Source organism: Bradyrhizobium algeriense (assembly GCF_036924595.1).
Taxonomy (GTDB): Bacteria; Pseudomonadota; Alphaproteobacteria; order Rhizobiales; family Xanthobacteraceae; genus Bradyrhizobium; species Bradyrhizobium algeriense.
This window is the reverse complement of record NZ_JAZHRV010000001.1, coordinates 5,651,758-5,678,527: the sequence shown is the minus strand read 5'-3', so window position 1 is coordinate 5,678,527 and position 26,770 is coordinate 5,651,758. Positions and strand designations below refer to the sequence as shown.

General features: G+C 58.7%; 21 protein-coding genes and 2 pseudogenes. 11 read left to right on the top strand and 12 right to left on the bottom strand.

Translation table 11 applies throughout. The features are described from left to right. Positions 1–156 precede the first annotated feature (156 nt). The gene (pdxR, locus tag V1286_RS27340) at positions 157–1,680 is read right to left on the bottom strand and encodes a MocR-like pyridoxine biosynthesis transcription factor PdxR (protein ID WP_465249080.1); all 1,524 of its coding nucleotides are present in this window, start codon (positions 1,678–1,680) and stop codon (positions 157–159) included. Positions 1,681–1,792: 112 nt separating this feature from the next. Between pdxR and V1286_RS27335 the strand changes: the two genes are divergently transcribed. Both V1286_RS27335 and V1286_RS39040 read left to right on the top strand, forming a co-directional pair. Next, complete coding sequence (locus V1286_RS27335) at positions 1,793–2,356, top strand: pyridoxamine 5'-phosphate oxidase family protein (RefSeq protein ID WP_334484869.1); 564 nt, start codon at positions 1,793–1,795, stop codon at positions 2,354–2,356. Positions 2,357–2,487: 131 nt separating this feature from the next. Continuing rightward, positions 2,488–3,998: pseudogene (locus V1286_RS39040) on the top strand (NAD(P)/FAD-dependent oxidoreductase). A gap of 355 nt (positions 3,999–4,353) precedes the next feature. Here the strand turns inward: V1286_RS39040 and V1286_RS27320 are convergent. The 4 genes from V1286_RS27320 to V1286_RS27310 form a co-directional block, all read right to left on the bottom strand. Then, positions 4,354–4,506 carry a hypothetical protein gene (locus V1286_RS27320; protein ID WP_334484863.1) on the bottom strand — a complete coding sequence of 51 codons (153 nt, stop codon included), beginning with the start codon at positions 4,504–4,506 and terminating at the stop codon, positions 4,354–4,356. Between the two features lie 684 nt (positions 4,507–5,190). Next, positions 5,191–5,505, bottom strand: coding sequence for a DUF6422 family protein (locus V1286_RS39035; protein ID WP_417021188.1), 315 nt, complete (start codon positions 5,503–5,505; stop codon positions 5,191–5,193). Positions 5,506–5,534: 29 nt separating this feature from the next. Beyond that, positions 5,535–5,831, bottom strand: coding sequence for a hypothetical protein (locus tag V1286_RS27315; protein ID WP_334484861.1), 297 nt, complete (start codon positions 5,829–5,831; stop codon positions 5,535–5,537). 609 nt (positions 5,832–6,440) lie between these two features. Then, positions 6,441–6,968: a hypothetical protein gene (locus V1286_RS27310; RefSeq protein WP_334484859.1), complete on the bottom strand. Its 528-nt coding sequence runs from the start codon at positions 6,966–6,968 to the stop codon at positions 6,441–6,443. 1,019 nt (positions 6,969–7,987) lie between these two features. Between V1286_RS27310 and V1286_RS27305 the strand changes: the two genes are divergently transcribed. The 5 genes from V1286_RS27305 to V1286_RS27285 all read left to right on the top strand — a co-directional run bounded on the left by V1286_RS27305 (position 7,988) and on the right by V1286_RS27285 (position 14,277). Further along, entirely contained in the window at positions 7,988–8,887 is a 900-nt protein-coding gene (locus V1286_RS27305) for a DUF3102 domain-containing protein (protein ID WP_334484857.1), read from the top strand. Positions 8,888–9,438: 551 nt separating this feature from the next. Beyond that, positions 9,439–10,710: a diaminobutyrate--2-oxoglutarate transaminase gene (ectB, locus tag V1286_RS27300; protein ID WP_334484855.1), complete on the top strand. Its 1,272-nt coding sequence runs from the start codon at positions 9,439–9,441 to the stop codon at positions 10,708–10,710. Positions 10,711–10,869: 159 nt separating this feature from the next. Then, entirely contained in the window at positions 10,870–12,186 is a 1,317-nt protein-coding gene (locus V1286_RS27295) for a SidA/IucD/PvdA family monooxygenase (protein WP_334484853.1), read from the top strand. An 8-nt stretch (positions 12,187–12,194) separates the two neighbouring features. Continuing rightward, entirely contained in the window at positions 12,195–12,932 is a 738-nt protein-coding gene (locus V1286_RS27290) for an FMN-binding negative transcriptional regulator (protein ID WP_334484851.1), read from the top strand. 1 nt (position 12,933) lies between these two features. Beyond that, on the top strand, positions 12,934–14,277 hold the full coding sequence (locus V1286_RS27285) for an NAD(P)/FAD-dependent oxidoreductase (protein WP_334484849.1): 1,344 nt from the start codon (positions 12,934–12,936) through the stop codon (positions 14,275–14,277). A gap of 63 nt (positions 14,278–14,340) precedes the next feature. Here V1286_RS27285 and V1286_RS27280 read toward each other — a convergent pair whose 3' ends face one another. Beyond that, a complete protein-coding gene (locus V1286_RS27280) occupies positions 14,341–15,249 on the bottom strand; it encodes a DMT family transporter (protein ID WP_334484847.1) in 909 nt (302 codons plus the stop codon). A 714-nt stretch (positions 15,250–15,963) separates the two neighbouring features. Here V1286_RS27280 and V1286_RS27275 point away from each other — a divergent pair. Next, positions 15,964–17,631, top strand: coding sequence for a class I adenylate-forming enzyme family protein (locus tag V1286_RS27275; protein WP_334484845.1), 1,668 nt, complete (start codon positions 15,964–15,966; stop codon positions 17,629–17,631). A 230-nt stretch (positions 17,632–17,861) separates the two neighbouring features. Continuing rightward, on the top strand, positions 17,862–18,893 hold the full coding sequence (locus V1286_RS27270) for an Ldh family oxidoreductase (RefSeq protein ID WP_334484843.1): 1,032 nt from the start codon (positions 17,862–17,864) through the stop codon (positions 18,891–18,893). Positions 18,894–18,950: 57 nt separating this feature from the next. Here V1286_RS27270 and mobB read toward each other — a convergent pair whose 3' ends face one another. Then, positions 18,951–19,460, bottom strand: a complete 510-nt coding sequence (gene mobB / locus V1286_RS27265) for a molybdopterin-guanine dinucleotide biosynthesis protein B (RefSeq protein ID WP_334484841.1) — start codon at positions 19,458–19,460, stop codon at positions 18,951–18,953. 614 nt (positions 19,461–20,074) lie between these two features. Between mobB and V1286_RS27260 the strand changes: the two genes are divergently transcribed. Both V1286_RS27260 and V1286_RS27255 read left to right on the top strand, forming a co-directional pair. Then, positions 20,075–21,064 carry a helix-turn-helix domain-containing protein gene (locus tag V1286_RS27260; RefSeq protein ID WP_334484839.1) on the top strand — a complete coding sequence of 330 codons (990 nt, stop codon included), beginning with the start codon at positions 20,075–20,077 and terminating at the stop codon, positions 21,062–21,064. Beyond that, on the top strand, positions 21,054–21,419 hold the full coding sequence (locus V1286_RS27255; protein WP_334484837.1) for an SDR family NAD(P)-dependent oxidoreductase: 366 nt from the start codon (positions 21,054–21,056) through the stop codon (positions 21,417–21,419). The genes V1286_RS27260 and V1286_RS27255 overlap by 11 nt, the downstream gene beginning before the upstream one ends. A gap of 706 nt (positions 21,420–22,125) precedes the next feature. Here V1286_RS27255 and V1286_RS27250 read toward each other — a convergent pair. The 5 genes and pseudogenes from V1286_RS27250 to tnpC form a co-directional block, all read right to left on the bottom strand. Then, positions 22,126–23,361 carry a multidrug effflux MFS transporter gene (locus V1286_RS27250; RefSeq protein WP_334484835.1) on the bottom strand — a complete coding sequence of 412 codons (1,236 nt, stop codon included), beginning with the start codon at positions 23,359–23,361 and terminating at the stop codon, positions 22,126–22,128. A gap of 93 nt (positions 23,362–23,454) precedes the next feature. Beyond that, the gene (locus V1286_RS27245) at positions 23,455–24,408 is read right to left on the bottom strand and encodes a prephenate dehydrogenase (RefSeq protein ID WP_334484833.1); all 954 of its coding nucleotides are present in this window, start codon (positions 24,406–24,408) and stop codon (positions 23,455–23,457) included. 46 nt (positions 24,409–24,454) lie between these two features. After that, positions 24,455–25,366: a phytanoyl-CoA dioxygenase family protein gene (locus V1286_RS27240; protein WP_334484831.1), complete on the bottom strand. Its 912-nt coding sequence runs from the start codon at positions 25,364–25,366 to the stop codon at positions 24,455–24,457. Positions 25,367–25,706: 340 nt separating this feature from the next. Then, entirely contained in the window at positions 25,707–25,901 is a 195-nt protein-coding gene (locus V1286_RS39155; protein ID WP_465249084.1) for a DUF3024 domain-containing protein, read from the bottom strand. A 162-nt stretch (positions 25,902–26,063) separates the two neighbouring features. Further along, positions 26,064–26,679, bottom strand: a pseudogene (gene tnpC, locus V1286_RS27235) (IS66 family transposase); the annotation flags it as partial. Positions 26,680–26,770: the final 91 nt, after the last annotated feature.

Here is a 26,770-nt window from a genome sequence, read left to right as displayed (position 1 = left end):
TGTTACCAGCCGGTGATGGCTATGACGGTGGCGGGGTCCATTTTCTGGGTTACTTCCGCTTTCGGGCACAGCGCTCATGGCGGGGCCCGTCGTCGGCTTGCCCCGGTCTCGACTGACCCGAAGAGAACATGCCGACGTAAACGGCGCGATGAATGCCTATCGTTCAAAGGCCCGAGCCAGCCGGGCAATCGCCGGCGCAATGATCTGATGCGGATAGCCGCTGAAGCCCAGCATCAGCGCCGATTGCTCCGGTGCGTCAACATACAGGCGGCTCATTGCACGAACGACGACGCCGTGTTCCCGTGCTGCCCGTTCGATCGTGACGTCCGATAGCCCGCGCCGCGTGTAAGCAACCAGATGCATGCCCTGGTCCGGTGGATCGACCGTCAAGTAGTCGCCGAGGCGGCGCCCGAGCGCAGCGGCCAGCGCGTCGCGCTGGTCGCGGTACATCTCCCGCATTCTTCGGATGTGAGCTGCGAAATGTCCCTCTTCCATGAAGGCGGCGGCGACCGTTTGGCAAAGGCTCGACGGCTGGCGGTCCATCAGATAGCGCGCGGTCATGAAGGCTCGCACCAGTGAAAGGGGTACCACGGCGTAGCCGAGCCGAAGTCCTGGAAAAAGCGCCTTGTTGAGAGTTCCGATGTAGATGACACGCTCGGCCTCATCGAGGCCCTGGAGCGAAGCGAGCGGCCGGCCACCATAGCGGAATTCACTAGCGTAGTCGTCCTCGACAATCCACGCGCCCGACTCGCGCGCCCAGGCAAGAAGTTCGAGGCCGCGCGCCATCGACAGGACGACGCCTTTGGGAAACTGGTGCGACGGCGTGATGAAAACAGCACGCGCTTTCGGCGCGCGACGGATGCCTTCGGTGACATTGACGCCATGCTGATCGACCGGTATGGGGCAAACCTTCGCGCCCGCTGCGACAAGCGCTAGGCGGGTCAAGGCGTATCCGGGATCCTCGATCCAGACTTGCCTGTCCGATCCTTGCATGACACGGGTCACGATATCGACGGCTTGCTGTGTGCCCGCCGTGATCACGACCTGTTCGGGTTCGCACCGTACGGCACGCGCGGCCTGGAGATAGTCGCAAACGGATTTGCGCAGTTCTGGCATGCCGTGCGGATCGCCATAGCCAAGGTGCTGCCGCCCAAAAGACCGCAGCATGCGCGCACTAAGTTTTCGCCACAACTCGGCGGTGCGGGCATCGACGAGCGTGCGTCCCAAATTAAACGGACGCTCGTCGCTCTGCATCGTCACATCGACGAAACCGCCAAGGTCAGGCGACGACACTGGCGATTTGGCAACCGCTGTCCGCTGCTTGTTACCGCCGTGAGTCGCCGCGAAAGGTTCAGGAAGATCGGCCGCGATGAAGGTCCCGGCCCCCTTCTTGCCGGATGCATATCCTTCAGCGAGAAGCTCTTCGAAAGCCGAGACGACCGCAGACCGCGAAACACCGAGCTGAACAGAGAGTTCGCGCGTCGACGGCAGCTTCGCTCCGGGACGAAGCATTCCTGAAAGGATTGCTGATCGCAGCTGCAGATAAATCTGGCGGAACACCGGCGTGTCTGCGGCGCGGTCCACCTCAAATGCATAAAGCTCTGCCCAGCTCTGTCTGCTCTTCACAAAAATCCTCTCGAAAACGACCGGCGGTCGGTTTGACCAAGTGGTATGCTTCATGGGTGTCGCGTGGCCCTTTGCGTAGGACCACCATTTTCCTATCCTGTTTCGCACAACATAGGAATTCGAAAATGCACGTTCGCCCGAATGGCGACGCGGAGTGCGCGTCCTCATGAGTTCACCGCAAGTCCGCCGCGCAGACAGAATGATGTCGGATGAACATGCGCTGGAAACGCTGGCACGCGGCTTCAGTGGCCGTCTTGCGAGCGTGAGCGAAGACGGTTTCCCCTATTGCATCCCGCTGCTCTATCTTTGGATGGACGGAGAATTGTACCTGCACACCACGAGTGCACGCGGACATCTGCGCGCAAACATCGAGAAGGAGCGGCGCGTTTGTTTCGAGGTCGATGAGCAGGAAGGCGTCTTTGATTATGGCCGATTTGAATGCGATTCAGGTCTGGCCTATCGAAGCGTGTGCCTCTTCGGCCGGATACGAGTCGTCGAAGACCGGGACATCAAGCAGCGGTTCTGCGAAGCGCTGATGGCAAAATACGGCAAGCCCGAGACTCTTCGACCCAAGGGCTTCTTCCCTCGGATCGATGTCATCACCGTGTATGCCATTATGGCTGAGCGCATCAGCGGCAAGGAAACGGCGTTGCCGCCTCTTTCCGAGCAGTGGCCTGCTAAAGACAGGACGAAGACGCCAAATGCTTCATTGTGCTCGGACGGTCTCTAATTGTCGGAACGGACGGACACGCATGACCGAGCGCCACAACGTTAGGAAAGCAATAGCGGAGGAATTGGTCACGTGAACGCGTTGCATTCGTCTGCACTTGGCCAGCCTCAGTGAGAGGCCCAAACTCAGCCATGCCTGACATCAAGACTGACGTGATCGTTCTTGGTGCCGGGATGGTCGGCGTTTCGGCGGCGCTGCACCTGCAGCAGCGCGGGCGCGATGTGGTGCTGATCGACCGCGGCGTCGCCGCTGGCGAGACATCCTACGGCAACGCGGGTCTGATCCAGCGCGATGGCGTTGTGCCGTATGCCTTCCCTCACGATCCCTGGAAGATCGGGCAATACGCACTCAACATGCTGCCCGAGGCGAACCTGCACTGGAGCGCGTTACCGAAGATGGCGCCCTGGTTGTTCCGCTACTGGCGGGCTTCGACGCCTGAGGGCATCGCGCGCATGTCAGCGGCCCTCAAGCCGCTGATCGAGCGATGCATCGCCGAGCATGACGCGCTTATGGGCGAAGCGGACATCGCGGCCACGATGCGGCGCACTGGCTATCTGCGGCTCTATCGCACCCAAGGAGCCTTTGATGTGGCAATCGCAAAAAAGAAGATCGATCGTGATCAGTTTGGTGTAAATTTTGATGTGGTTGACGGCGCCAAGGTCGCCGAGATGGAGCCGCACTTGCAGACGGGCCTCGCGGGCGCGCTGTTCATGACTCAGGCGGCGAGTGTGGCCAATCCGGGCATGGTCGGGCGCGCCTACGCCGACTTTTCGTGCGTCGCGGTGGTAAGTTCTTGCGCGGCGAAGCCCGCACACTTGAGGCCGCGACGAACAGCGACGGCTGGCAGGTGTGCGCTGCCAATGGTCTGATCGCGGGGCGCGAGGCGGTGGTCGCGCTCGGCCCCTGGGCGGGCGACGCAATGGCGGCGCTCGGTCGGCCGGTGCCGATGGGTGTCAAGCGTGGCTATCACATGCACTACAAGACGCGCGGCAACGCGGTGCTGAACCGACCGGTGATCGATAGCGAAATCGGCTACGCGCTCGCGCCCATGACCCAGGGCATTCGCTTGATGACGGGCGCCGAATTCGCCCTTCGCGATTCGGCGCCGACGCCGGTGCAACTCGACCGCGTTGAGCCCGCCGCACAGGGCCTGTTTCCGCTCGCCGAGCGCGCGAAGGCGGAACCCTGGCTCGGCCGCCGCCCGTGCATGCCGGACATGCTGCCAGTGATTGGACCTGTCGCAGGTTTGAAGGGACTGTGGGTCGATTTTGGTCACCATCATCTGGGCTTCACACTCGGTCCCGTGACTGGCCGTCTGCTCGCCGAAATGATGATCGGCGAAACACCGTTCACCGATCCAATGCCCTACCGCATCGAGCGGTTTTTGAGAGGAGGGCGGGGAAGCGGATACAGATCAGTGGGAATGGAGAAGAAAAACTTTTCTCTGATTAAATCTGCTCTGATCTGCTTTTTCACGTGGGCGGCGACAACCACCCAAATCATACGTGCCTGTGCACATCGCGAAATTCTGCTGCAATGCAAAACTCAGTCGCTATCGGCGATGGCGGACATCGAGCAAGCCGCGCTAGTCAGGTTCGATTTGATGAGTAAGCGCCCTAGTAATTTGCCGAGGATTGGTTAGCCTCTCATTCGTCGATGGCCCAAAGCCGAATGCGCTGCAGTGAATTTCGCTCGTGTCCCATCGATGATGGTAGCCTGATCGATCAAGTCACCTGCCGGGATGGCGAGAGCACGCAGTTTGCCCGCTGATCAGCCCACGCCGCCGTAATTCTTAATGAACCCTAATTTAAGGACGTCCTGGGGGATGCCTGTGCCCGCATCCGCATCCTGGTCTGCCACCAGTTCGACCCGAAGGCCGCCGATCATCGGAAGGCCTTGCAGGCGTCGCCGCTCTGGAACGTTCCGCTGGGGCAGGGGCGACCCTCGATCTTCGGATAGGCGCGCGGAGTGTTGCGGTCGAATGCCAGCGCCAGCGTCTAGTTGCCGAAGAAGCCGAAGCCACCGCTTCGTCGGGTCTTGTCGTACCAGCGCCGCATGTGGACCAGCAGACGGTCCGGCAGCGGCACGGTGGGCTGACGCTTGTTCGTAGCGCGCCGGCCGATCGCCAGACGGTGATAGAAGCCGCTCAAGAGGCACGTGATAGCTTGCCCGCAACCAATGCATCAAGTCCGGCAGCGGGCTCTGTCGGGAAACCAAGCAAAATCAGCGGTTCTTGATCGAGGTCATGCACGTTTGTACAGGTTTTGCCTGCAATCGCGCCGAAGAGCCTGCTGCTGGGTGGGGCCATGAGCGTTTAACGAATTGCGCGACGATGCAATAGTGCCGCTGATCTGCCGGACGTGTCAAAATGTTTTCGCGGGGTAAGGCATCCGTGCCAGCGACCACCTGCTACTTTGCATGGGGTTGTTTTCAATATTTTAGTTGGGAGCGCAGCGCGGTCCGCCCCTCGCCGCTCCAGTCCGTCTTCGCTTTCGCTTTGGTCAAGCTACGCCGGACACCACGCTTCACCCTTCGGCCCCGCGTGGCCGCGCCACGCGTAGCCCGCCGAATGTCGGGACCAACCAAAAGCGAGTCGCCGAACTCATTGAGTTCCCGTGGGCTGCCAAAAAATCGTGAGTCGAAAAAGCAAAGAATCTTGAGTCGATTTCCGCCAAAACCCAAAATTCGTGAGTCGGCTTGACAAGTGTACACGATGTTGCGGCTGCTCACAGCGCGATGGCGCGATGCACTAACTATCGAGGTTTCGTTTGTATGCGTTTGAGGGGCCCGTCGCCCTTGAGCCGGCCCATCAGCCATGTGGCGAAAATCCAACGCTACGTGCCACGGTGTTTTGATGCTGGATGGCCGCAACTCCGCACGGGGACCGGTGTGGTGCCAGGATCGACGGTGACCCGCGTCAAGCAGGTCCCGCCGTCGCCCTCGTAATCGCGGCATCCGCATCGGCCGTGCCCATCTTCGTGTGCGAAGCACGGACTCCTGAACCCGAAGCCGTCTTCAGGCAGTTCTACCCCTGCCCGCCGCAGCATCGCCGCCGCCTCTTTCCGTGCGCTAATGATCAAGAACGAGCCCTTTTCCAGGGCATCCGATTGTTCGCGGTTGAGATTTTCCAGAGATGGATACTTTGACACTCGTCACTCCTTGCTGGATTCGTCAAAAGCTATCGTTGTTGTTCACAAACCGGCCTGCAATCAACGAAACCATCGGGCCAGCCCTGACAATCCCATGGGCAGCTCCATACCGGATTGTCACCGAAGTCTGACAGTTTGTAGCGCGCGGAGGCCTTTGGATATTTCCTCAAGGTGTTTTCGAATTCTGTCACGAAGGCCTTGTGCTCTTCCAGGACCGGCCTTCTGACAGATCTATTGGTGTCCACAACTTTGCTGGCGTCCTGCGCAAGAGACGCCGTCACGACCGTCTGCATAACCAAGGCGAGGATCAAAGAACTGGCACGCATCAACGTGTCTCCTTCTGTTCCCACAACCAAGGATAAACTGCACGGGTGGGCGAAGCAAGGAGTAGTGGCGACTTCATTGACCAGTTTCCGCGGTGCCGCCCGACAGTCACCTGACGACATAAGGGTGGCCGGTTAAATGAGGCCATGCGTCATGCCGCGCGCTCGCGAATGCGAGCACAGCCCGTCGCCGGATCCAGTGACGGGCACCAATCAACAGCACAGCTCAACAGCGCCGTGGGCTACTGAGTGATTTGACCGTAAACCTGCGTGGGCCGACCCTCAATCCCCATGTACGCTATCGTAGAGCAAGGCGTTCCTAACGGAGCCGGCTGAGCCCATTGCCATCCTCCGCCTGGGATCGAGCAACGATTGCCAAATACAGCCGCGGGCGGGGGTTGAGTTGCAGCTGCCGGTGGAGGTTGAGTCGTAGCTGCGGTCCCGCTCTGTTGATTCCATGCCGCCACAAATCGCGCCTGCACTTCGTAAGCTGGGTTTTCGACGCTGTTCCAGCTTCTCATGTACTGGACGGCAAACGAGTGCACACCCCACTCAGCGTACTGCTGAATATGTTTCATCTCGTGAGCCCAGACCGCAAAGTTGGAAGCGGTCTCATTGTCCCTTAAATACTATGGTATCGATAAGCGTGATGGCTTCGGCCGTCCCGTATTTCAAGCTGGCATTTGCTAGATTGACGGCCCCACCGTCTCCGATTTTCCATCGCACGTCGTTGAACAACTCGTCGGGATACCATCCGCGCAGGACATCGCGTACTTCCTGTGGAACGGGTTGAGCGTTCCTCCGGGCCGTGTCGCGGGACTCCCGGATCCACTGCTCAAGTGCAGGTCCTGTGAAAACCTCGCTCTGGAACTTGAGGCGCAGTGCGTCGAAATCACGACCCATCTGAGTGATACGAGGATCGATACGATTTAATCCATTGCTAAGATCAGTCCTGGCCTGATTCCAGGTGCGTTCAGCGTTCTTTCCTGCCTGACCGAGTTTGTGGCCGGGCGCCTTAACCGTTTCACGTATCTCGCATCCAATATCCCACTTGCCGCACGCAACTGCTGCGCTGGACGATACGGCGATAAAGCTAACGGTTAAGGCGGCAATAAGTGGGCACGCATTGGAATAGGGCATTGGAGCCTCCAATCGATGACTGCACACGCCATTCAGTTAGTCCGATAGAGGATCAAAAAGTTCACGCTGCAGGATCTGCGACGAATTAACCGGCAGCATCGCTGACAAATAAACCACTCGGGCGCACGGGGGCTGCCCGGCCAACAGACCCCAAAGCCGCAAGGCGCACGCATAAGCCCATCGCGTCCCGACGACTGGTCACTTCGTCGCGTGAAGAAATCGGGCTGAGGAACGTCATTCATACGTCGGTGAGCGCGCGGGCGTGGACTGGTCTCCAAAGCCAAGCTCTGAGGGTTCGACTCCCTACACCGGTCCCAAACTCAAACGGGACTGAAACCATGTGGACTGCCATCATCGGCTTCCTCGGTGGGCCGGTAATTCGCGGTCTGCTGGATGCCTACAACGCCTAGCTCAAGGCTGGAAACGTCGATAACAAGATCGCGTCCGATCGGGCTGCTGGAGAGATCGTGGCTCAGACCGCGGAGATCCAGGCTCAGACGCAGTACCGAATCGCGTCCTTCGGCCACTGGTACGAACCCGACAAGCTGATGGGTTTCGCCGTCGCCATCTAAGCTGCTGATCTGGGGCAAGGTGAGGGGAGCGCATTGGTGCGAACGGAAAGCTGGAGGAAGCTGTCGAGGGTCTCGACCGGTTCTTGCCAAGCACACGAGCGGCCTGCGGATGCGACCTACTACCTGAGAAGGGGATTGTCGCTCTTACTTAGCAGGGCAGCTTCTGACCGACATCGTCAGCTGCCAAGCATCGGCGCGGCGCCATTTTCTCCAGGAGTCCGTTGAGGGCGGAATAAGGTCGAGATGTTTTCCTGAAACGCATCGCCCTCGTGCGTCCGCAACGCGCATGCGGAGATCGCGACGAATTCATAGTCGCCGATTCGACCCCGAACATTCAGAGTTTAGTCTAACAATTTCTCGGCGTGAAGGAGATGTCTAGGCCTTCAGTCCGGCACTCGCGCACAATATATTTCTACAAACATAACGATTGCTAGAATAAAACTTGGAATGAAAGAAGGTCGACAGGATTTGGGTCTCGCCTCAAACAAATACGCCGTTGCTTGCAACATACCAAAAGTTGATTATTCTATTCAATCAACTGAACATTGCTTTCAGCTTCTATGTATGGAAGTATGCTTCTCACTGACTATCGACAGTGCGTTGGACGCCCTGCTCAAACATAGGTCTGTAGTGTGGAGGCCGACGCGCATGCATCGTAGTGGCGCAACAACTGCGATCTCGCCTGACGTCAGTTTTAGCTATGAAGATCTATCCCCTTCAGTAGAAAACTTTTTGCGCGGCCAGGCAGATCGTATTCGCCGGCAATGCGCAAATTCGATTATTCAGATCGGTAAGGCGCTCACCGAATCGAAGCGGCACTTATCTCACGGGGTTTTTCTCCGGTGGGTGGAAGCTGAAATTGGCTTTCCCGCGCGCACAGCCCAGGCATATATGCGCGTGGCTCATTGGGCATCCGGCAAAAGCGCAGCAGTTGCGCATTTGCCGCCCTCGGCGCTGTATGTGCTTTCGTCCAGCGGCGTTCCTGAAGAATTTGTTCTTGAGGTGCTCGAGCGCGTTGAGGCCGGCGAGAAAATTGCAGCCTCAGCCGTGCGTCAAGAGCTGAGAACCCTCCAACAGAAGAGGGCTGCAAAATCCTCCGCGAATGACGTCGATGCGCAGCCGGTCCTTGATAAGACAACCGAGCAGCCGACCTACGATAGAGCCCTGTCTTGTCCCACGCCTATAGCTGAGCTTGCAGGGCTGCTGGCGCGAAAGCTGGCGGCGGTCGATTTTGCTAGGGTTTGCGAGATATTAACTAGCGAGATGCTCCTTTCCGATCCCGACCTAGCGGAAAATCTTGCACAACAGTTTCGTTGTGCGGCGGAAAGTTCCTTAGTATTTGCGTAGCATCGCAACCTTTTTCCCTCGCCTTGGTGAAGGCCACATTTGTCCCGTCGTTACGAGACGGCATTTCTGACACACATCAATTAGTTCGCCGCTGCGCCAGCGCATTCATGAGCGCGAACACGAGCACAACATCGCAACATCATCACCGGCTTTACAGCGGGCGCCTGATTCAATCCTCGCTCGGATATTCTTGCGCTAGATGTCGCGGCCGATTGATCGGGATAAACAAGTGACGCAAGAGTCAGAACATCATCACTGCCTCGTGTGCATTTCACGCCAGCAACTTCGACCAGGCGCTTTTCTGACATCGCTCGTGCGGGCCGTGCAAGATGCTGATCGTGATTGGCCTCGGGTCAACGCTATCGCGCACGGCGCCTCGGGCGTCTTGTTTCATCGAAATGAGTGGTCCTCGTTGGCGGCGGCACCGACAATCAGTGCCGCGTCGACACTCGACCGTTTTCGTGCTAAACGAAGCATGACACAATAACGCAACGTAAAGACGCGACGCTTGTGTTCTGATGATGAAATCGGTTCAATCGTGGGAGTGTACGGTGGGGTCTCAAACAATCTTTGAACAACACGAATCGCAAGTTCGCTCTTATTCTCGCGACATTCCTATCGTATTTCGGACTGCGTCGGGTCATTTGCTAACAGACGAAAACGGCCACTCTTATATCGACTTTCTTGCCGGTGCAGGCGCTCTCAATTATGGGCACAACAATCCCGCACTGAAACAGGCCGTTATCGAATATATGCAAGCGGATGGAGTCCTACATTCGCTAGATCTCTACACTGACGCGAAGCGGAATTTCATCCGCGAGTTTCAGGAGACGATTCTTGCGCCACGCGGCCTTGATTATCGCATGCAGTTCACTGGTCCGACCGGAACGAACGCCATCGAGGCGGCGCTCAAGCTCGCGCGGCGCGTAACCTCCCGAACCAATGTTGTCAGCTTCACCAATAGCTTTCACGGCATGTCGCTCGGCGCGCTCGCCGTTTCTAGCGCGCGACGCAAGCGGAGCGGCGCCGGCATGCCTTTCGTCGGGGTGGACAGATTTCCTTTCGATGGCTATCTCGGCCCGAGCGTCGACACGCTCGCCTACCTCGACCAAGCGCTGAATGATCCCGGCAGCGGTTTCGATGCGCCTGCCGCCTTTATCGTGGAAACGCTTCAGGCCGAGGGCGGGCTGAATGAAGCACGCGTCGAGTGGCTTCGTGGTTTGCAGGATCTTGCGCGGCGGCACAACGCGCTCTTGATCGTCGACGAAATTCAAACAGGTTGCGGACGAACCGGCCCCTTCTTCAGCTTCGAGCGAGCCGACCTATATCCCGACATCGTCTGCCTTGCTAAATCAATCGGCGGGTTGGGCCTCCCGATGGCTCTCGTGCTGATGCGTCCAGAACACGATGTCTGGGAGCCAGGACAACACAACGGAACGTTCCGTGGCAACAATCTAGCGTTTGTGGCGGGCGCGGAGGCTTTGTCCCAATGGCGCGATGCTTCGCTTGAGCAATCGATCGAGAGCAAGGGCAAGCTGATGTGCGAGCGGCTGCGAGAGATCGCGCAAGCGACGGGAGGTGCGGTTCGCGGCGTCGGGATGCTTCAGGGCGTCGCATGGCAGGATCGTAGCTTTGCCCGAGCCGTTGCGCGTCGGGCACTTGCTGCTGGTGTTATCGTCGAAACATGCGGTCCATGGGACGAAGTCTTGAAGATCATGCCCCCGCTGACGATACCGGAGCCAGCCCTTAGCGACGGCTTGGAGAGGGTCAGGTGCGCTGCATTGGATGAAATCGTTTCCACTCGACTCGAAGTCGCAGTCTGAAACGCTCGTTTTCTCAATTTCGTCTCCTGTCCGACGAAGCCCGTCGTCAGGCCCCAGCTTGCACTGAATAATCGTCGCCGGCCCGCCCGAGACGAGTAAATCCTCTCCTTCCGGCGGCCATCCCATGTCGCACGGTAACCAAGAGCTGAGTCAGCATCAATGACACAAGCTGCATTCGACATTGTCGGCATCGGATTCGGGCCCGCAAATATTGCTCTCTCGGCCGCGCTGGAGGAGCGTCGCACGCGTCGCTCGGTCGCATTTCTTGAAATGATGGACGCTCCTGCTTGGCAGCCCGCGATGTTGTTGAGCGGTTCGGACATTCAAAACAACCCGCTGCGGGATCTAGTCACGCCGCGCAACCCCCTGAGCCGATACTCGTTCACGAACTTCCTCCACAAGCATGGTCGCTTGTTCGAGTATCTCAATCTCGGAGTCGAGTTCCCGCTGCGCAAGGAGTATGCGCAATATGTGACATGGGTTGCGCGGCATTTCGACCGCTGGGTTCACTATGGCCGCACCGTGACTGACATCAAGATCGAGAGCAGATGCGGCGAAGCGCAATATGTGATCTCGACCTCAAGTGGCGAGGTCTATCGGGCGCGTAGCCTTGTCGTCGCGCCGGGGCGAACGCCGCTCGTGCCGCCAGCGTTCGAAGGGTTGGAAAGCGAGCGCGTATTTCATCTCACACGCTATCTTCCGGCGCTTGAAAAGTACCGGCGACATCATGGCGTGCCGGGAACCATTTGCGTTGTTGGCGGCAGCCAGAGTGCGGTGGAGTTGATCCTCGATCTATCGGCCCGATTCCCAGAAGCGGACATCGTCAGCGTTCAGCGTAGCTTTGGCTTTGCGCTCAAGGACACCAGCCCGTTCAGCGATCGTGTCTACTTCCCGGGCCATGTGGACTATTATTTCGAAGCGTCGCCCGCAAGCAAGGCCCTGATTGACGAGCAGCTGAAGCGGACTAACTATTCCTCGGCGGATAGTGACGTCATTCGAAAATTGTATCTTACGATCTACGAACAGAAGCTGGACGGCGTAGAGAGAGTTCGGATCCTGACTAATACCACGATCGTGTCGGCTGGTGACGTCATAAGTGGTTTGCGGCTTAGTCTTGAGGAGGTCCACCGGCATGAGCAGAGCGAGCTGCATGCCGACATCGTGATCCTTGCGACCGGCTTCCGCAATCTCGGACCGGGAGCGGCGCAAGAACGTTTTCCGCCCATCCTAGCCTCCCTTGCTGGCCGCCTGCTGACCGATCATGCCGGTGTGCTGCAGGTCGCGCGCGACTACCGACTGCACCCGAAGCGCTCCGATCCTCCGGTTCCTCCCGTCTTTCTCAACGGATTGTGCGAAACGAGCCACGGCATGGGTGACGCCGGCTCCTTCAGCCTTCTGTCGCTGCGAAGCGACTTGATTGCCGCGTCGCTCGAAGCCGCGCTAGAAAATCAATCATCGCTCCCGCAAGCCTCTTAGGGTCAGCCATGTATCACTATCCGAACTATCGCGAGGACGATCCTGAACGCGTGATCCCCGTTATTAAGGCATATCCGCTCGGGCTCATTGTCAGCCGTGCTGACGGGCAATTCCGCGCAAGCCATATTCCGTTCGTGGTCGAGCAAGGGGTTGGCGGAAGCTGGCGGCTGCGTGGTCACATGGACCGCAACAACCCCCAGCTTGCCGACCTCGACGGAGCTTCGGTCTACGTCGTCTTTCAGGCGCCCAACGCGTACATCTCTCCGAGCGTCTATGTGACGCGCCAGTTGCCGACCTGGAATTACGTCGCAGTGCATGTGGAGGGGCGCTGCCAAGTTGAGATACCAGGATTGGGCATCTTGGACGACATTGCGCGCCTAGCGCAGGAGTCGGAGCGCCACGAAGATGGCTGGGTGCTCGACAAGGAGGATTCGCGTGTTCGCACGCTTGCCCCTCTCATCGGCCGGATTCTCGTCGAGATCGAGCAAATGGAAGGTCGCTTCAAGCTCTCCCAAGAAAAGAGTCCTGCCGATCGCGACGCCGCCACGGCGCATCTGGTGGAGCGGGTAGGCCTTTCGGCGCGACCATTGGTGGAAGACTTGTCATTCGGCCGGAAGCCGAAGGTGGACGAAGCGCTGCCGCCCACGGCGTACGGGTCGGCGATGACCAGTACTGAGGACGTCGGTAGTACCAATCCCGACACCGCGGTGGCTGGATTCGACGTTTCACAAGGGCTCGATCGGTAGCATGCGTACGCGGCTGGGCCTCTGCGGAGTCGCGCCATACACGGGCAAGGGCTGTACTGAGCCGCTTTGGCAGACCGTGACGCCGGCGGGGGTCGATTTCCCGCAATTGGTCGGCACAATAAAGACTGATGTGCTTATCATAGGAGCTGGATTCACCGGGTTATCTGCCGCCATGATGCTGCGTCAGCAAGGCGTCGAGGCGACGATCCTAGAGGCCCAAGAACCTGGTGCAGGCGCCTCGGGCCGTAACAGTGGGCTCGTCATTCCGACGCTAACGCGACCTGATCCTGACGACATCATTCGTAACTATGGGGCGAGCGGTGAACGTTTCGTGGCCTTGTTGCGCGATTGTGCCGACGGCCTGTTCGAAATAGCCAGCACCTTCGGGCTCGACCGCCAAGCCGAGCAGAGCGGTTGGCTTCAGCCTGCGCACACTCCTGGCCGCATGGTCCTCATCGAGCGGCGCGCCGCGCAATGGCGAAAATGGGGTGCCCGGGTCGAGGTGTTGGACCGCGGGCAGACGAGGCATGCAATCGGATCGGAAATGTGGTTCGGCGGGCTTCTCAACAACAGCGGCGGTATCGTCAATCCGCTTGCGCTCGTGCGCGCGATGGCTAAAGCCACGTCAGATGCCGGCGGTCGCATATATGCGCAAACCCCGGCGTTGTCCCTCGACCGTGAGGCCGATTGCTGGCACGTGACAACAACTCGCGGGGAAGTTCGGGCGAAAAGCCTCATCGTCGCGACCAACGCCTACACCGATGCCATCTCAAAAACGCTGCTGCCGGACGTCGCACGCGAGATCGTTCCCGTGACTTCCTGGCTGGCCGCAACCGAGCCGCTGCCCGAAACGGTCCGCCGCTCCATTCTTCCCACCCGTCTGGCAATGTCAGACACTCGCGGGGACCTTCACTTCGCGAGATACGACGCGGACCACCGTTTGATCAGCGGCGGCGCGGTGGTCAACCCGGTCGACCGGCCGTCGCGCCTGAAACTGCTGATCTCGTCCCGGCTGGAAAGGATGTGGCCCCAGACGCGCGGACTGAAGATCGAGTTTGTCTGGAACGGCCGGATCGGAATGACTCCAGATCGCTTTCCGCGATTCCACTCGATCGGGCCCAACGCATTTGCCTGGGCCGGTTGCAATGGCCGGGCGGTGGCGCTTTCTATAGCCGTAGGCCGGGAACTGGCGAAGGCTTCGATCGGTGTGCCCCTTGAAAAGATCGCGTTGCCCTTCTCCTCGCCGGCTCCCCTTCTAGCCCAGACCTTCATTCGCTGGGTTTCACCTCTCGCCTTGCTGCATTACCGCCGGATCGACGCCAAGGAGTATGAGAGATCATCGTGAAGTCGCTTTTGCAAGAATGGTTGATTATGGCAATCTTACATGCTCTCGCTGTTGAGAAGCTGCTCAGTGTCCGGCTCGTCGGGCCGAGGCCAAGCCTCCACTTGCAACGTAGACACCGCCCGAAATCAAAAGTATCGCGATCCAGTCACTCGTTGCTGGCCATTCGCCGAGGAGCGGGATAGACACGATTGCCGTCATGGCCGGGCTCAGGGCCGCAAACGCCGAACCGCTCGACGCGCCAAGAATGCTGACCGCGCGTCCGTAAAGCCAGTACGAGATAATGGGCGTGAGAAATCCTTGAACAAGGGCTTGCAAAGCAATGTCGCGCCAGGGCGCGTTGAACAGACTGACCCCGGAAATGATGGCGTACGCTGGTACGAAAGTTATCAATGATCCGACCGCCGCAATAGCCGCAGCGTGAAGTCCTTCCAATCTCGCTTTCCGCATGGCGACGGTATAGCAGGCCCACAACATGGCTGCACTGATGAACAGGGCGTGGCCAATGTTCTGCGGCGATCCGATCGTGCCGCCTGCGCCACCGACGATGACAAAGGCACCAATAACGATCAAGGCAAGCCCTATCTGCTTTGCAACGGTGAAGCTCTCGCCAAGCACGACAGCGGCCAAGATTGCAACAAGTAGCGGTATGAGGGCGGTAAATAGCGATGCTGCGTGGGCCGCCGGCGCGAATTGTAGGCCCGCGTAGGAAACCAACACCATCGGTGCCCCGCCGCCCAGCACGATCGCCGCGAGCCCCAATCCTCCCAGTCGTCTAGCGGGAACGCCCACCTTAAGCAGAAACGGCAGCAAGATCAGGCCGGAGACGCCGCAACGAATGGCCGTGATGTCCCAGGCGGTGAGGCTTGTCCTGAGCCCCAGCCGTGCGGCCACGATCCATGATACCCAGATGCTCACGGTCGCAAGGCCGTACAGCGAGCCACGCACGTATTCGGAGGTTGATGGTGTCGACAAGGAATTGACTCTCTATGCCATGCGTCGCCAGGTTAGACCCGATAGACAATGGCGGCCACATGCGAGTTGCCACGGTTCGGGGTGAGGCACTGTCATCGTCAAGCAGGCTAATCATGGCATCGCGAAGCTCGAAAGAGGATACTTTGCAGCTTTGCCGGCGCGGGCAATCTGCAAATAATAATCTGGTCTATTCGGCCAATCTGTCCGCCTGCCCTGTAAACCTTATCCCGGCGTGTGGCTCGTAAGCGCTGCGTTGGGTCGAACTTGATCGCCGTCACGTGCAAAGTGAAGATCGCTCCGTATCTCAGAGATCGCGATCTGCGGTGTCATGACCTCGGTCGGACAAATTCAGGCAGCTTCCCAGTGGCGGCAAGCCATGAGCGGCCCGACTTCACTTGTTGGGTCAATACAAGATGCTGATCGTGAATGTCCTGTGGCTCAATTGCGATCAGGTACAGTGGTTGAAGCGCGTTTTCGGGCATCGAAATATTGACCTCACGTTGACTGCGCTCGCGACCACAAGGCCGCGTGGACTTTCCACCATTTTCGTGTTAAACGGTTTCTGACACAATACGGCAACTTAAGGATGCCACCCTTGTTTCGCTGATGAAGTTCGTCCAATCGATGGAGTGTGCAGTGGCATCCGAGTCATTTGTGAATGGTCCGACGACGACTGAGCCGACGCCGATCGCGCCTATGGCTGTACGACGCCGGATGATAGAAGAGCGCTCCCTCGGCGCAGGTAACTTCCTGGATTGGGCCGTTCGGCTCAACCCGAACCATAGTGTGCCGTTGATCTTCAAGCATAGCTTCGACGCACATGGCCACGTGATTCTGACGGCCTATAGTCTCGACGACCTTGTCGCGATACGCGACCGGTACGCGGCGTGGTATCACGCCAACGGCGTCGGGAAAGGCGACGTCGTCGGCATATATGTGAGCGAGGGCGTTGAACCAATGTTTCAGTTCCTCGCGCTTTCGGCCCTGGGCGCGATCGCCGCCTTAATCAACAATGGCATGGCAGTCGCCCCGGCGTGCGGCTATCTCCAACTCGTGGGCGCGGTCGGGCTTGTGTGTGACGACCCAACCGCCTTCAAAGCCACCTTCCGCAACAATCCAAATTATCGTCCTCGATTCATTTCGGCAGTGTCGGAGCTGCACGCCTATCAGGGCGGAGAAAGGGTGCTTCCGTCACCGTTTCCCGTGTCTCACGCGGACGATGATATCGTTGCACTCGTTCACTCGTCGGGGACCACGGGCATCCCGAAGCCAACCATGGCCGGGCACAAGCAGTTCTGGATCGGGAAGGAGCAGCGCCTGATCCGGTTGCCCGCCGAGCCCTACGATCGTCTTATGTCTGTGGTACCGCATACTCACGCGGGCGGTTTGAGCTACTTCCTGACCGCGGTGCTCATGGGACTGCCAATGATCGCCATGTCCGACTGGCGCCGTACGGTCGTTGAGCCCGTCATGAAGGTTTTCAAGCCGACGATGGTCCTGTCATTTCCTCGCACGTTCGTTGAGTTGTCGACTGATCCACTGCCGACCGAGGCCTGTTCATCAGTCCATACCTGGATCAATATGGGTGACAGCGCACACTACGGTCATATCCGTCGTCTCGTTACGATGGGGCGAAGGCCCTCCGGACTGATCAGGCCAGCCTTGCTGGCTGACGGCGAGGCTTCGGCAGCCGTGCAGCCGGGCTCGCAATTCATCGACGGCTTCGGCTCCTCTGAATTGGGGATGTCGCTCTTCGGTGGGTACTTCACCATGGAAACTGAGCGGAACGATCGATGTATCGGGTCGCCGATCGGCGTGGTCGAACATGCCATCATTGTCAACGAAGCGGGCGAAGAGCAGCCTGTCGGAACGCCAGGCTTGTTAGCACTCAAGGCGCCAACCATTACGCCTGGCTATTGGAACGACCCCGAGATGAGCAAGAGGTTCAGGCTCTCGGGCTACTGGTTGACGGGGGATGTAGCTCGGCGAGACGAGGACGGTCGCTTCTACCATCTTGATCGCACGGTAGATGTTATCGATGGCCCGTTCGGTGCGGTTTACAGCCTGCCGATCGAGGAAATGCTGCTGGCCGATTTCGCAGCGATCGTGCTCGACTGTTCTGTCGTAGGAGTGCCGAGCCACAATAGGTTTGGGCAAAGGCCGATTGCCATCATCCGTCCCCAGCGCGACGCGACGATCCCGACGGAAGGCCAATTGCTCACGCTCTTCAATGAGCACTTGTCGAAAGTCGGTCTTGAGCAGTTGGCGGCGGTGCAAGTGGCGCGGCGTCCGGAGGATTTCCCCGTGGGAGTCACTGGGAAGGTGCTCAAGCGCGAACTGCGCACTAGGTTCGCAACGCTGCTAGAGCCGGCTACGATCTGACATTTGCAAGGGTCCAAGTTGCCTCGCGCGATCTCGTGGATTCGAGGCGGGAAGAGGATTCAAGCCGAGGATGCCGCGCGAGTCGCGGCCGCCGCCGTACGTCGAAATCGGCCAGAGCAGGACCCGAAAGGTGCGAAGCGGCTTTCCGAAAAGATCATGCAAAGCGCGATGACGATTCATCCGAGCTTCATCGCGCGTTAGTGAATCAAGAATGCAATGGGGGCGCGGAGATGGCCAATAGGACAATCGAAGATCGAGTTCGGCTGACAGTCGCCGAAGCGCGCAACTGCTGTGAGGCGGCGCTGCGCGGCATTGGATATGACAATGATGATGCGCGTATCATGACGGACCACATGCTGGACGCCGCGCTGTGCGGTTACGAATATGCGGGCCTTCCGAAGGTCTTGAACGTCGTCGACGCGCCTCAATTCCGACAACCCCGGCGGCCCATCGCGGTGTCGCGGGAGACCCAGCTTACGGCGATGATCGACGGCGGCAACAATACTGGGATGCTCGTGGCCCACCGCGCCGCCGAGGACGCGATTGAGCGGGCGGAGGCAAATGGCCTCGCCATCATATGTTTCACCAATACCTGGATGACCGGGCGTAGCGCCTATTATTGCGAAATGATTGCCCGAGCTGGGTTCGTGGTGATTCACACGGTCTCCATACCGCCGCTCGTGGCTCCTTTCGGCGGCACGCGCGCGGCACTAGGCACGAACCCCATCGCCTTTGGCTTTCCAACCGCAAGCGATCCTCTTGTCATTGACATGGGCACCTCAGCGTTTATGTGGACCGACCTGCAGTTAAGGGGCCGTCTCGGCGCGACCATCCCGGAGGGGGTTGCCCTCGGGCCAAGTGGCCAGCCGACAACGGATGCCAATACTGCCCTACAAGGCACGCTGCTGCCGTTCGGCGGGCTTGAGGGAGGCTATAAGGGCTTTGGTCTCGCCTTGGCCATGGATGCGCTTGGTGCGCTGGCCGCGGCCACGAGGCCCGCAGACGACATTAGTGGCTTTATGTTCATCGTGTTCAAACCCGAAGTCTTTCTGCCTACCGAAGCCTACCGGCGAGAGGTGACCCGCCGGATCAACGTGATCAAAGCGACGCCGCGTCAAATGGGCGTGGAGGAAATCCGCATTCCGGGAGAGCGCAGCTACAGGACGCGCGCGCGTCTCGTCCAAGACGGGATCGAAATCGATCGCAAGGTACGCAGCGCTCTTGCCCGTCTTGCTGAGGGGGATCTCGATCACGGCGGTTGACCCCGTGGTGAGCAGTGTTGACGGCAGCCTGTTCGCGTCGGTGATGAGTCCGCGTGGTCACTCCGGTTGCGGGTCGCCCGGCATCGCATGCGCCATCACGAAGTCAGCCAAAGCGCGGTTGTCTGACAGCGGCACGCAAGGCACCGGCGCCGTCACCGGCCCCTCAGACGTAACCGCCAGTACCATCGGGTCATTCGGCGCCAACTGCGCTAAGCTCTGCCTGGATGGGACAACCTCGACCTTGGGAGAGCAGCTTCGCCGGAACCCATCCAGCAGCACGATATCAACCGGCGCCATCCGCGCCAGCAGGGTACCCAAATCGGGTTCCCGCGTATCCTTTGGCATCTCGCGCAGCAGCGCGAAGCGGCTGGCGCTGGCGATCATCACTTCTTCCGCCCCAGCGGCACGATGCTTCCAGGTTCCGCTGCCGGGCCGCTCGAGGTCCAAGGCGTCCGATACGCGCTTGATTGTGGACACACGCAGACCTCGTCCTGTCAGCTCCACGACCAGGCGCCGCACGAGCTCCGATTTCTCTCGGCGCTCACCGACCAAACTAAAGGCTCTCATGACCATCATCCTCTTCTTCGCCGCTGACGCCGCCGCTCAGCCGCGGCAGCAAACGCTCTGGCGGCGCCTGCATCCACAAAGTGCATCAGCGCGAAATCGGAGTAAGCCCGGCGGCGGCAGGAAAACGTCATCTACAGTGTCTGTCAGACGACACGAACGCTACGAATGGATATGAGCCGGACCGTTCGTTACGAAATGCTTGAGCGTCCAACCGGTCAACGCATCCCTAGATGTGGAGTCTTCAGATCTCAGCGACATGAAGAGGACAAGAACAACGGAGCCACATGTCTATCGTATCAACGAGACCCATCAATCTCGTGATTAAGTTTCGCCGCGCCGTAGCTCGAGATGGGACCGTCAGGCCTTCGCTTTTGCGCCCGCGACCGTTTGAACCGGAAGGCCCTTGCCGTGACCTGTAGTTGCTTTTATCTTCCGACACGTGAAAGGGCTTACCGTCCGTCGACACATTGCGCTTGAGCGGCAAACGTGATCGGTGCCGTGTCTCGACGACCGTCAACAGGAGGCGTCTGCGTATCGCTAATCCAACTATGCTCGCGGCTCAACAAAATGTTGTCCGACCTCGTCGAGCGCGGTGCTCTGCTTTCGAAATTTGCATGCAAGAGGAACGTCCAGTGATGGCCCACACTATTCGGGATTACGCCGCACCGCTCATTGGGAAGCACAGAATAGACTGCGGGCCCATTTCGGTTGAGGTCATTGAACGCTATCTTTCGAAAGAAAGATCTAAATTGCAATTTCGGTCGCCCCAACATGCGCTGTTCGTCGAGTTGACGGGTGGCTGTTCTTACGAGCGAAGTGTCAATGGTGGGCCGGCATTGCAGGTGCACACGTTGCCAAAAATGATTTCTTTCCGACCTGCGAATATAGAAGTTTCCGGTTGGTCCGAAGGCGTGGGAAAGGTGAATTACGCAGCACTGCTATTCGATCCGGAAACGTTGGCCGATCTCTGGAAGATGCATGAATTACCGCGCCAATGGTCGTCACCAACATGCATTCACGATACTGAACTGTGGGCGGAAGTTGAGCCGTTACTACGGCTTTGCCAGGAGCCAGAAATGTATCGTCATCCAATATCCGATTTTTACATTCAGGGGCGAACGTTAGCACTGTTCGCTATGATCCTGGAGAGGTACGGACGAGAATGCCATATACCGCCGGCCAATTCGACCGACCAAAGACTTAAGCGCGTGCTGCAATTTCTCAAGGAGAATCCTTTCGGCAACTATACTCTAAGCGATTTGGCGGCCATGGCTTGCGTAAGCCCGCCACATCTCGTGCGCTTGTTCAAGAAGATGCACGGAATTACGCCGATGGCATATGCGAACTGGCGGCGCATATCTGAGGCGCGCCGCCTGTTGATTGAGAGCGATACTCCCATCGCCGAACTCGCCGCTCAATTCGGATATAACGATCAAAGTCACTTCACGCGACACTTCAAGACCGTGGTCGGCTTCACGCCAGCTCGTTTCCGCGTGAATTCCGGTCGGTCCAAGGCTTGCTATGCATTTGGGCGTAACTTGAAACAGCGGGTATCCGGTCGATCGACAGCGGTTACTGCCATAGGAAGTACATATGACGATTAGCGTTGGAACATGGTTGATCACCGGTGCGGCACGCGGTCTCGGTTTCGAGATAGCGAGGGAAGTGCTGCGGCGCGGCGGCCGTGTCGCAGGCGCTGTGCGAAATCCCATGGCGAGCGATGCACTTAAAGGGGTAGCGCGCGGTCCTGATCAGCTGTTCGTGGTCCCGCTCTCGAGCACGAATAGCGCCGTCGAGCGCGCAAGAGCGCATTTTGGCGGTTTGGATGTCCTCGTCAACAATGCCGGCTACGGTTTTCTGGGCGCGGTTGAGGAAGCGGCCGATGAAGAAGTTGAGGCCGTATTCCGGGTCAATGTATTCGCCCACATCGGCCGGGAGCTTTCCGCACCGGTTTCCTGACCGACGGCTCAATGCGCCGGGCTCGGCTCACGATCGACCACTACGCGGCAACTGTGGGACGCACACGTACCGTCGCGGCGCAGCGCAACGGCCAGCAGCGCGGTGATCTGGTAGCCGCCGCTCGTGTGATCGTAGATGCAACTCTTTCGGCCGAACCTCCCCTCAGGTTGGTGCTGGGGGCTGACGCGATCGAACGCGTCGAGACCAAATTGGAGAGCGTCCGGCGTGACGTCGAGGCTTGGCGGACGCGATCGATTGCGACGGGTTACCCGAGCTAATGTCGTCTTCCCCATTTTTGTTCGAAGCGTCTGGTCTCCCGCCTGTCGCAAGACGCTCTCGCGTGGAATGATGGGAAGTCGTGAGCACATATGAGGGCGAACTGCGGGACAAGTTTGGCGGCAACGGCGATCGGTGCGATCAGCCGGCGGGCTTCCGGTTCCAGGGCAGGCGCGCATTGATCCGGATGGCCGGCGAACCGGCCGAACAGGTAGGCCTCCGGGTCAGCCGCCAAAGACAAACCAAGTTAGCGCGGACATCATGCCGACGCGCAAAGCAGTACGCCAAGGAGCTGGAACGAGCCGCCTCACGTGGCCATCGGCGGCAGGGTGGCGCGGTGGCGATTACATCGGAACAAGCTCCGCTACGTGCTCGAAGAAATCGATCGGCCAAATCCGCAGCTGCCGCCCGACAATGGTTTACGAAGGGACTAGGACTCCGCTTCTACTTTTTCCACTTTAACTGGCCCGCAATTAACCGCCGAGTGGCAGGCGGCCACAATGCTCAAAATGCAGAGGCCGAACATTGTCGCCATGCTCCAGAACGGCTCTGACGCTTCGTTCATCCGTGACAAAACAACCGTAAGTACCATGGTGCTTAACGCTTGCAGCAAGCCGATTGTCGCTGAGGCCGTCCCCGCGATGCTGCGAAATTCTGCCATGATCTTGGCGGAGCCGATCGCCAGGGTAATTCCGTTCCCAATCACAACGAGGCAGAATCCGAATATGAGAGTTGCAGCTGTCTGCGTGGCCCTGGCCACGCAAAACAAGACAATGATCGTTCCGCCTGCTGCAAACAAGCAAGTGCCGAGTATCAGTAGATATTCCGATGATCGGCTTTCGCGCAGGTTCCTCGCAAGCCGGCTTCCTGCGAAGAAGCCTGCCGCTACGGGAATGTAGAACAATGAGAAGACCTCGGGTCGGAAGCCGAGCGCCGTAAACAGCAATGGAGATTGTGCGATATAGAGAAAGTAAGCCGAGTAGGCCGTGCAGACCAGCCAGATCAGCCGCCAGAAGGATGGCGAGAGGGCGAGCCTTTGGTATGATGATCGAACTTTCGCGAGAATATGTTCCCGCACTTTGTGCTGGAGGCTTTCATCAAAAGTCAACAGCGTGACAAAGAGAGCGCCAACTGAAATAGCCGCGAGTACACCGAAGATGCTCCGCCAACCGAAACTCACCAGTAGAAAGCCACCAAGAACCGGCGCGATTGCCGGCGATACGACAATCGCGGGAAGCACAGTCGCGATCATTCGAAACGCTGCCGGCTCGTCCAGCAAATCGAAGGCAATGGACCTCCAGAGAACGATCGCGACACCACAGCCAACTCCTTGAACAAACCGACCCAGCAGCATCATCGAAAATGTCGGCGCTACCGCAGCGATCAGCGCTCCTACCGACATTAAGATGAGCGCCCCAACCAGCACTGGACGTCGTCCATAGTGATCCGAAAGAGGTCCACAACAAAACTGTGCCACCGCAACACCGATGAAATAGGCGGGAAACACTTCCTGTATTCTGGCCGCCGGGAGGCCAAAGGCATCGGCCATTGCTGGCACAGCCGGAAGGAAGATATCGATCGGCACCATCCCAAGTACGCTGATGAGGATAAGATAGGCGGTCAGACCGCTTCGTTCCCTGCTACCTCCACCATCATCTCCCGGCATCGACTTATTCTCGCTAACGGATTGGGAAAAACTCAGAGGCGACTGCGTTCAAACTGTGCCCTGGTGCGAGACGCAGGGGAGCCGGTCCTGGCTTTACGGGGGCGTACTTGCCGGCACGAGGGTAGAGCTATTGGGCGACATGACGTCGAACCTATGCGACGACGCCGAACCGACGCCGACGTTTTTCTGAGATTCAACGATAACGCCGGCTCTGTCCTTCGCAATTCGTATGGCGCTCATTAAACCGTCAGGATCTTCCGCCAGAATCAGCTGGCGCCAGTCACCAAGGACTTCTTCAAATCTGCCAAGCCATTTAAGAAGTTCCTCCTTGTTGTCTCGAAAAATGTCTTTCCACATAACCGGATGAGCGTGTCCGATCCGAATGGTATCGACCAACCCTTTGCCGACGAAGGGAGTCAGGGCAGTTGATAGTCCGACTTCCGCGCCGACGACCTCACTAAGTGCAAAAACGAGCAGATGCGGCAGGTGGGAGGTGAGACCGACTATCCGGTCGTGAGCTGTGGCGGAAATCAGGTGTGTCTCCGCCCCAATGCTTCGCCAAAACGAGGAAGCCGCCGCAATAGCTCTTTGGGGAGCTGAAGGCGCTGGCGTCAGGAGGCAGGGCCGCCCCTCAAACAGCAGGGCGTTGCTGCTGCCAGGCCCCGACCTCTCGGATCCCGCCATCGGGTGACCCGGAATAAACGGAAAATCTTGCCGAACGACACTAAAGACGTCAGCAACTATTTGACCTTTCGTAGAGGCCACATCTGTGATGATTGAATCGGTCGAGATAACGCCCGCAAGCCCGACGACAATCCGGGCGACATCACGTGGGGGGGCGCAAACCACAATGAGGTCGGCCGAAGCCATTTCGTCGATCTGAGTGCATATGCGGCTGGCCCAGCCATTCTCCCGGACAACTGCGAGAGCTTGTTCGTCTGTATCGAAGGCAATGGTGGTCCATCCCAGAGATCTTGTTTCGACCGCCCGTAGAATCGATGCGCCAATGAGACCGGTGCCAACCACGCCCAGTGTTTTCCCCTCCATCTCCCAAGCTCCATCAACCGGCATCGACACGGAGGGAATGAGTGGCCTATTCGCGCCACAAGACTGGAAAGAATTCCGGATCCTGATAGTCTGGATCGCCGTTCGGCTGCTTGGCGCACAATTGGGCAGTGTGGTGACCTGCCAGCTTGCCCGATTCCAAGACGTGACGCCGATATTGGTTCGTTGCATCCTGGAAGTGTAACGAGATCGTCTGTCGCGGCCGGCTATTCTGTGTAGGAAGGCTGCCGTGATAGGTGAGGCTGTTATGAAAGCTAATCTGTCCCTTCTTGAGCCGTATAGGAACCTTCCTGACAACAGCGTTGTTGGCCGCGGCTTCGCTGTGCAGGCGGCGCTCTAGATCATCAACATCGCGCTGAGCGAAATGGAGGGCCGTGGTGTCGTCGGCGCGCGCCGCTTCACGCCAGTTGTTGCTTCCATCGATCATGATAATCGTTCCGTCTTCCTCGAAACAGTCATGCAATGGGATGAAGGCTGTAAGCATGGCATCGGACGTGAACATCTGCCAATAGTGCCGATCAATATGCCAGCCGATTGTCGTTTCCTTCGCTTGGCCTTGCGCCTTATAGCGAAGAACATCGATGAACAATCGTGTTTCTCGTGTCTCAGCAAGTCGGGCAGCGATGGCACCAATCAGCGGCTTCAGCAGAATAGAGCGCATCACATTCGATTCATAAGTGATGTAGTTGCTTTGTCGAAGTTTCGTTTTGCTTTCGGGCGTCCAGTAGGTGGCCCCGGCGGGAACGAACGGAAGGCGCCGATCTCGATGACCCGCATAGTAGGCGTTCGCAGCCTCGAGGAGATGATCGATCTCTTGCTCCGAGAGGACGGTGCCGGAAACGTAGTAGCCATGTTCTTTGTAGAATAGAACATCTTCCGGCGTGGGCAGCAGTTTCAGCTCGTGCTGGTGGAGCGCGAACAACTTGGTACGATCGTCCATAACGAGGTCTCCGGATAACACGTTTCCTTTAGATTGTCTTACGCAAGAAGCTTCCGCGCATATTGGAGACCTTGAACCGCGTTTGGCATTTTGTAATCATTTTTGGGATTGCGGTCGACCACCCTGCGAGTTTCGGGAGCGAACGCTGCGCCTTTCGCTGATCCGCGATGGCGAATACAACGTTGCATATCCACACTGGGTCCGTAACCGCAAGTGATTGTTCATGTGCTGAACCGCGCCAAGCATAAAGCGTAACCATCAGGCGAGTACCGCGGGGCAATTGAACTTGCGATGTTCAAAAGGGATGGAACAATCCTTCGGTCGTTAGCGTGTCAATCGCTTAGGCGAGGGTAAGGCCGCGATTCAGGCAGAACCGTTCTCCGGTGTGGCGATGCCACTGGAGGTCGAAGCGGTTGCGGCTGACCCAGTCGAGACGGGCGAAGGGCGCGTCAAACTCTTCGCCGAGATTCTCCGGGAAACCGGAGCGGTAGCGTTGAATGAAGCGATACTTGGTGCCGTGCCACTTGCCGAGGATGTCGACGGGATAGTTGAACTGCGTCGGCCGGATGGTGGGGCTGGAAGCGGGGGCTTCAGGAAGTCGTCGATCAGGAGCTGGCAGGCGGCGGTCATGGCCGATTTTTCTGCTGCGGAAAAACCGCTCAATCTCATGTGTCCTCTTTGGCTCACGCCGCTTCGGCCAGGCTTGCGGGTCGACATCTGAGTTTGGCGGTCATGATTAAGGTCGCCATGACGGCAGCACGCTCGGCACCGCGATCTGATCCGGCGAACAGCCAGGACTTGCGGCCCAAAGCCGCGCAGGGCTCGTTCGGCTGCGTTGTTGGTCACGCAAATCCGGCCATCGTCGATGAAGCGGGCGAACCGGTCCCAACGCTTGAGCATATAGTCGATCGGCTCGGCGACCGAGGCCGAGCGCGATAGGCGGCCATGCTGCTCGCGCAGGCTTCCAGAGCCTCCAGTAGCGTCGCGCTTTGCTCCTTACGGATGCGCGTCAGCTCAGCAGCAGCAACGCCGTTGATGCCGCGCTCGATCTCGAACAGGACGTCAATACGCCCGACCGCCTCCAGCGCGATCGGCGAGATCGCTCCCGCATTCTTGCCTCGCCTTGCATTGGCGGCGATGCCCGCCAGTTCGAAGAACTGCCGCCTGGCACGGGCCCAACACAACGCCGACGTGATCGGCCGCTCCGCGCGCGAGAGATCGTACAACTCGTTGTAGCCGTTGTAGGCATCGGCCTGCAGGATGCCGCTGAAGGCCTTCAGATGCTGCACGGGATGCTCGTGCCGCCTGTCGCGTCAGGCGTAATACAACCGCCGCAAAGTGCACCTCGTCCTCCTGCCGGGGCGCCTGCCCGGCGCCCAAAGCACCCGTTCGGGCTGCCGCCGC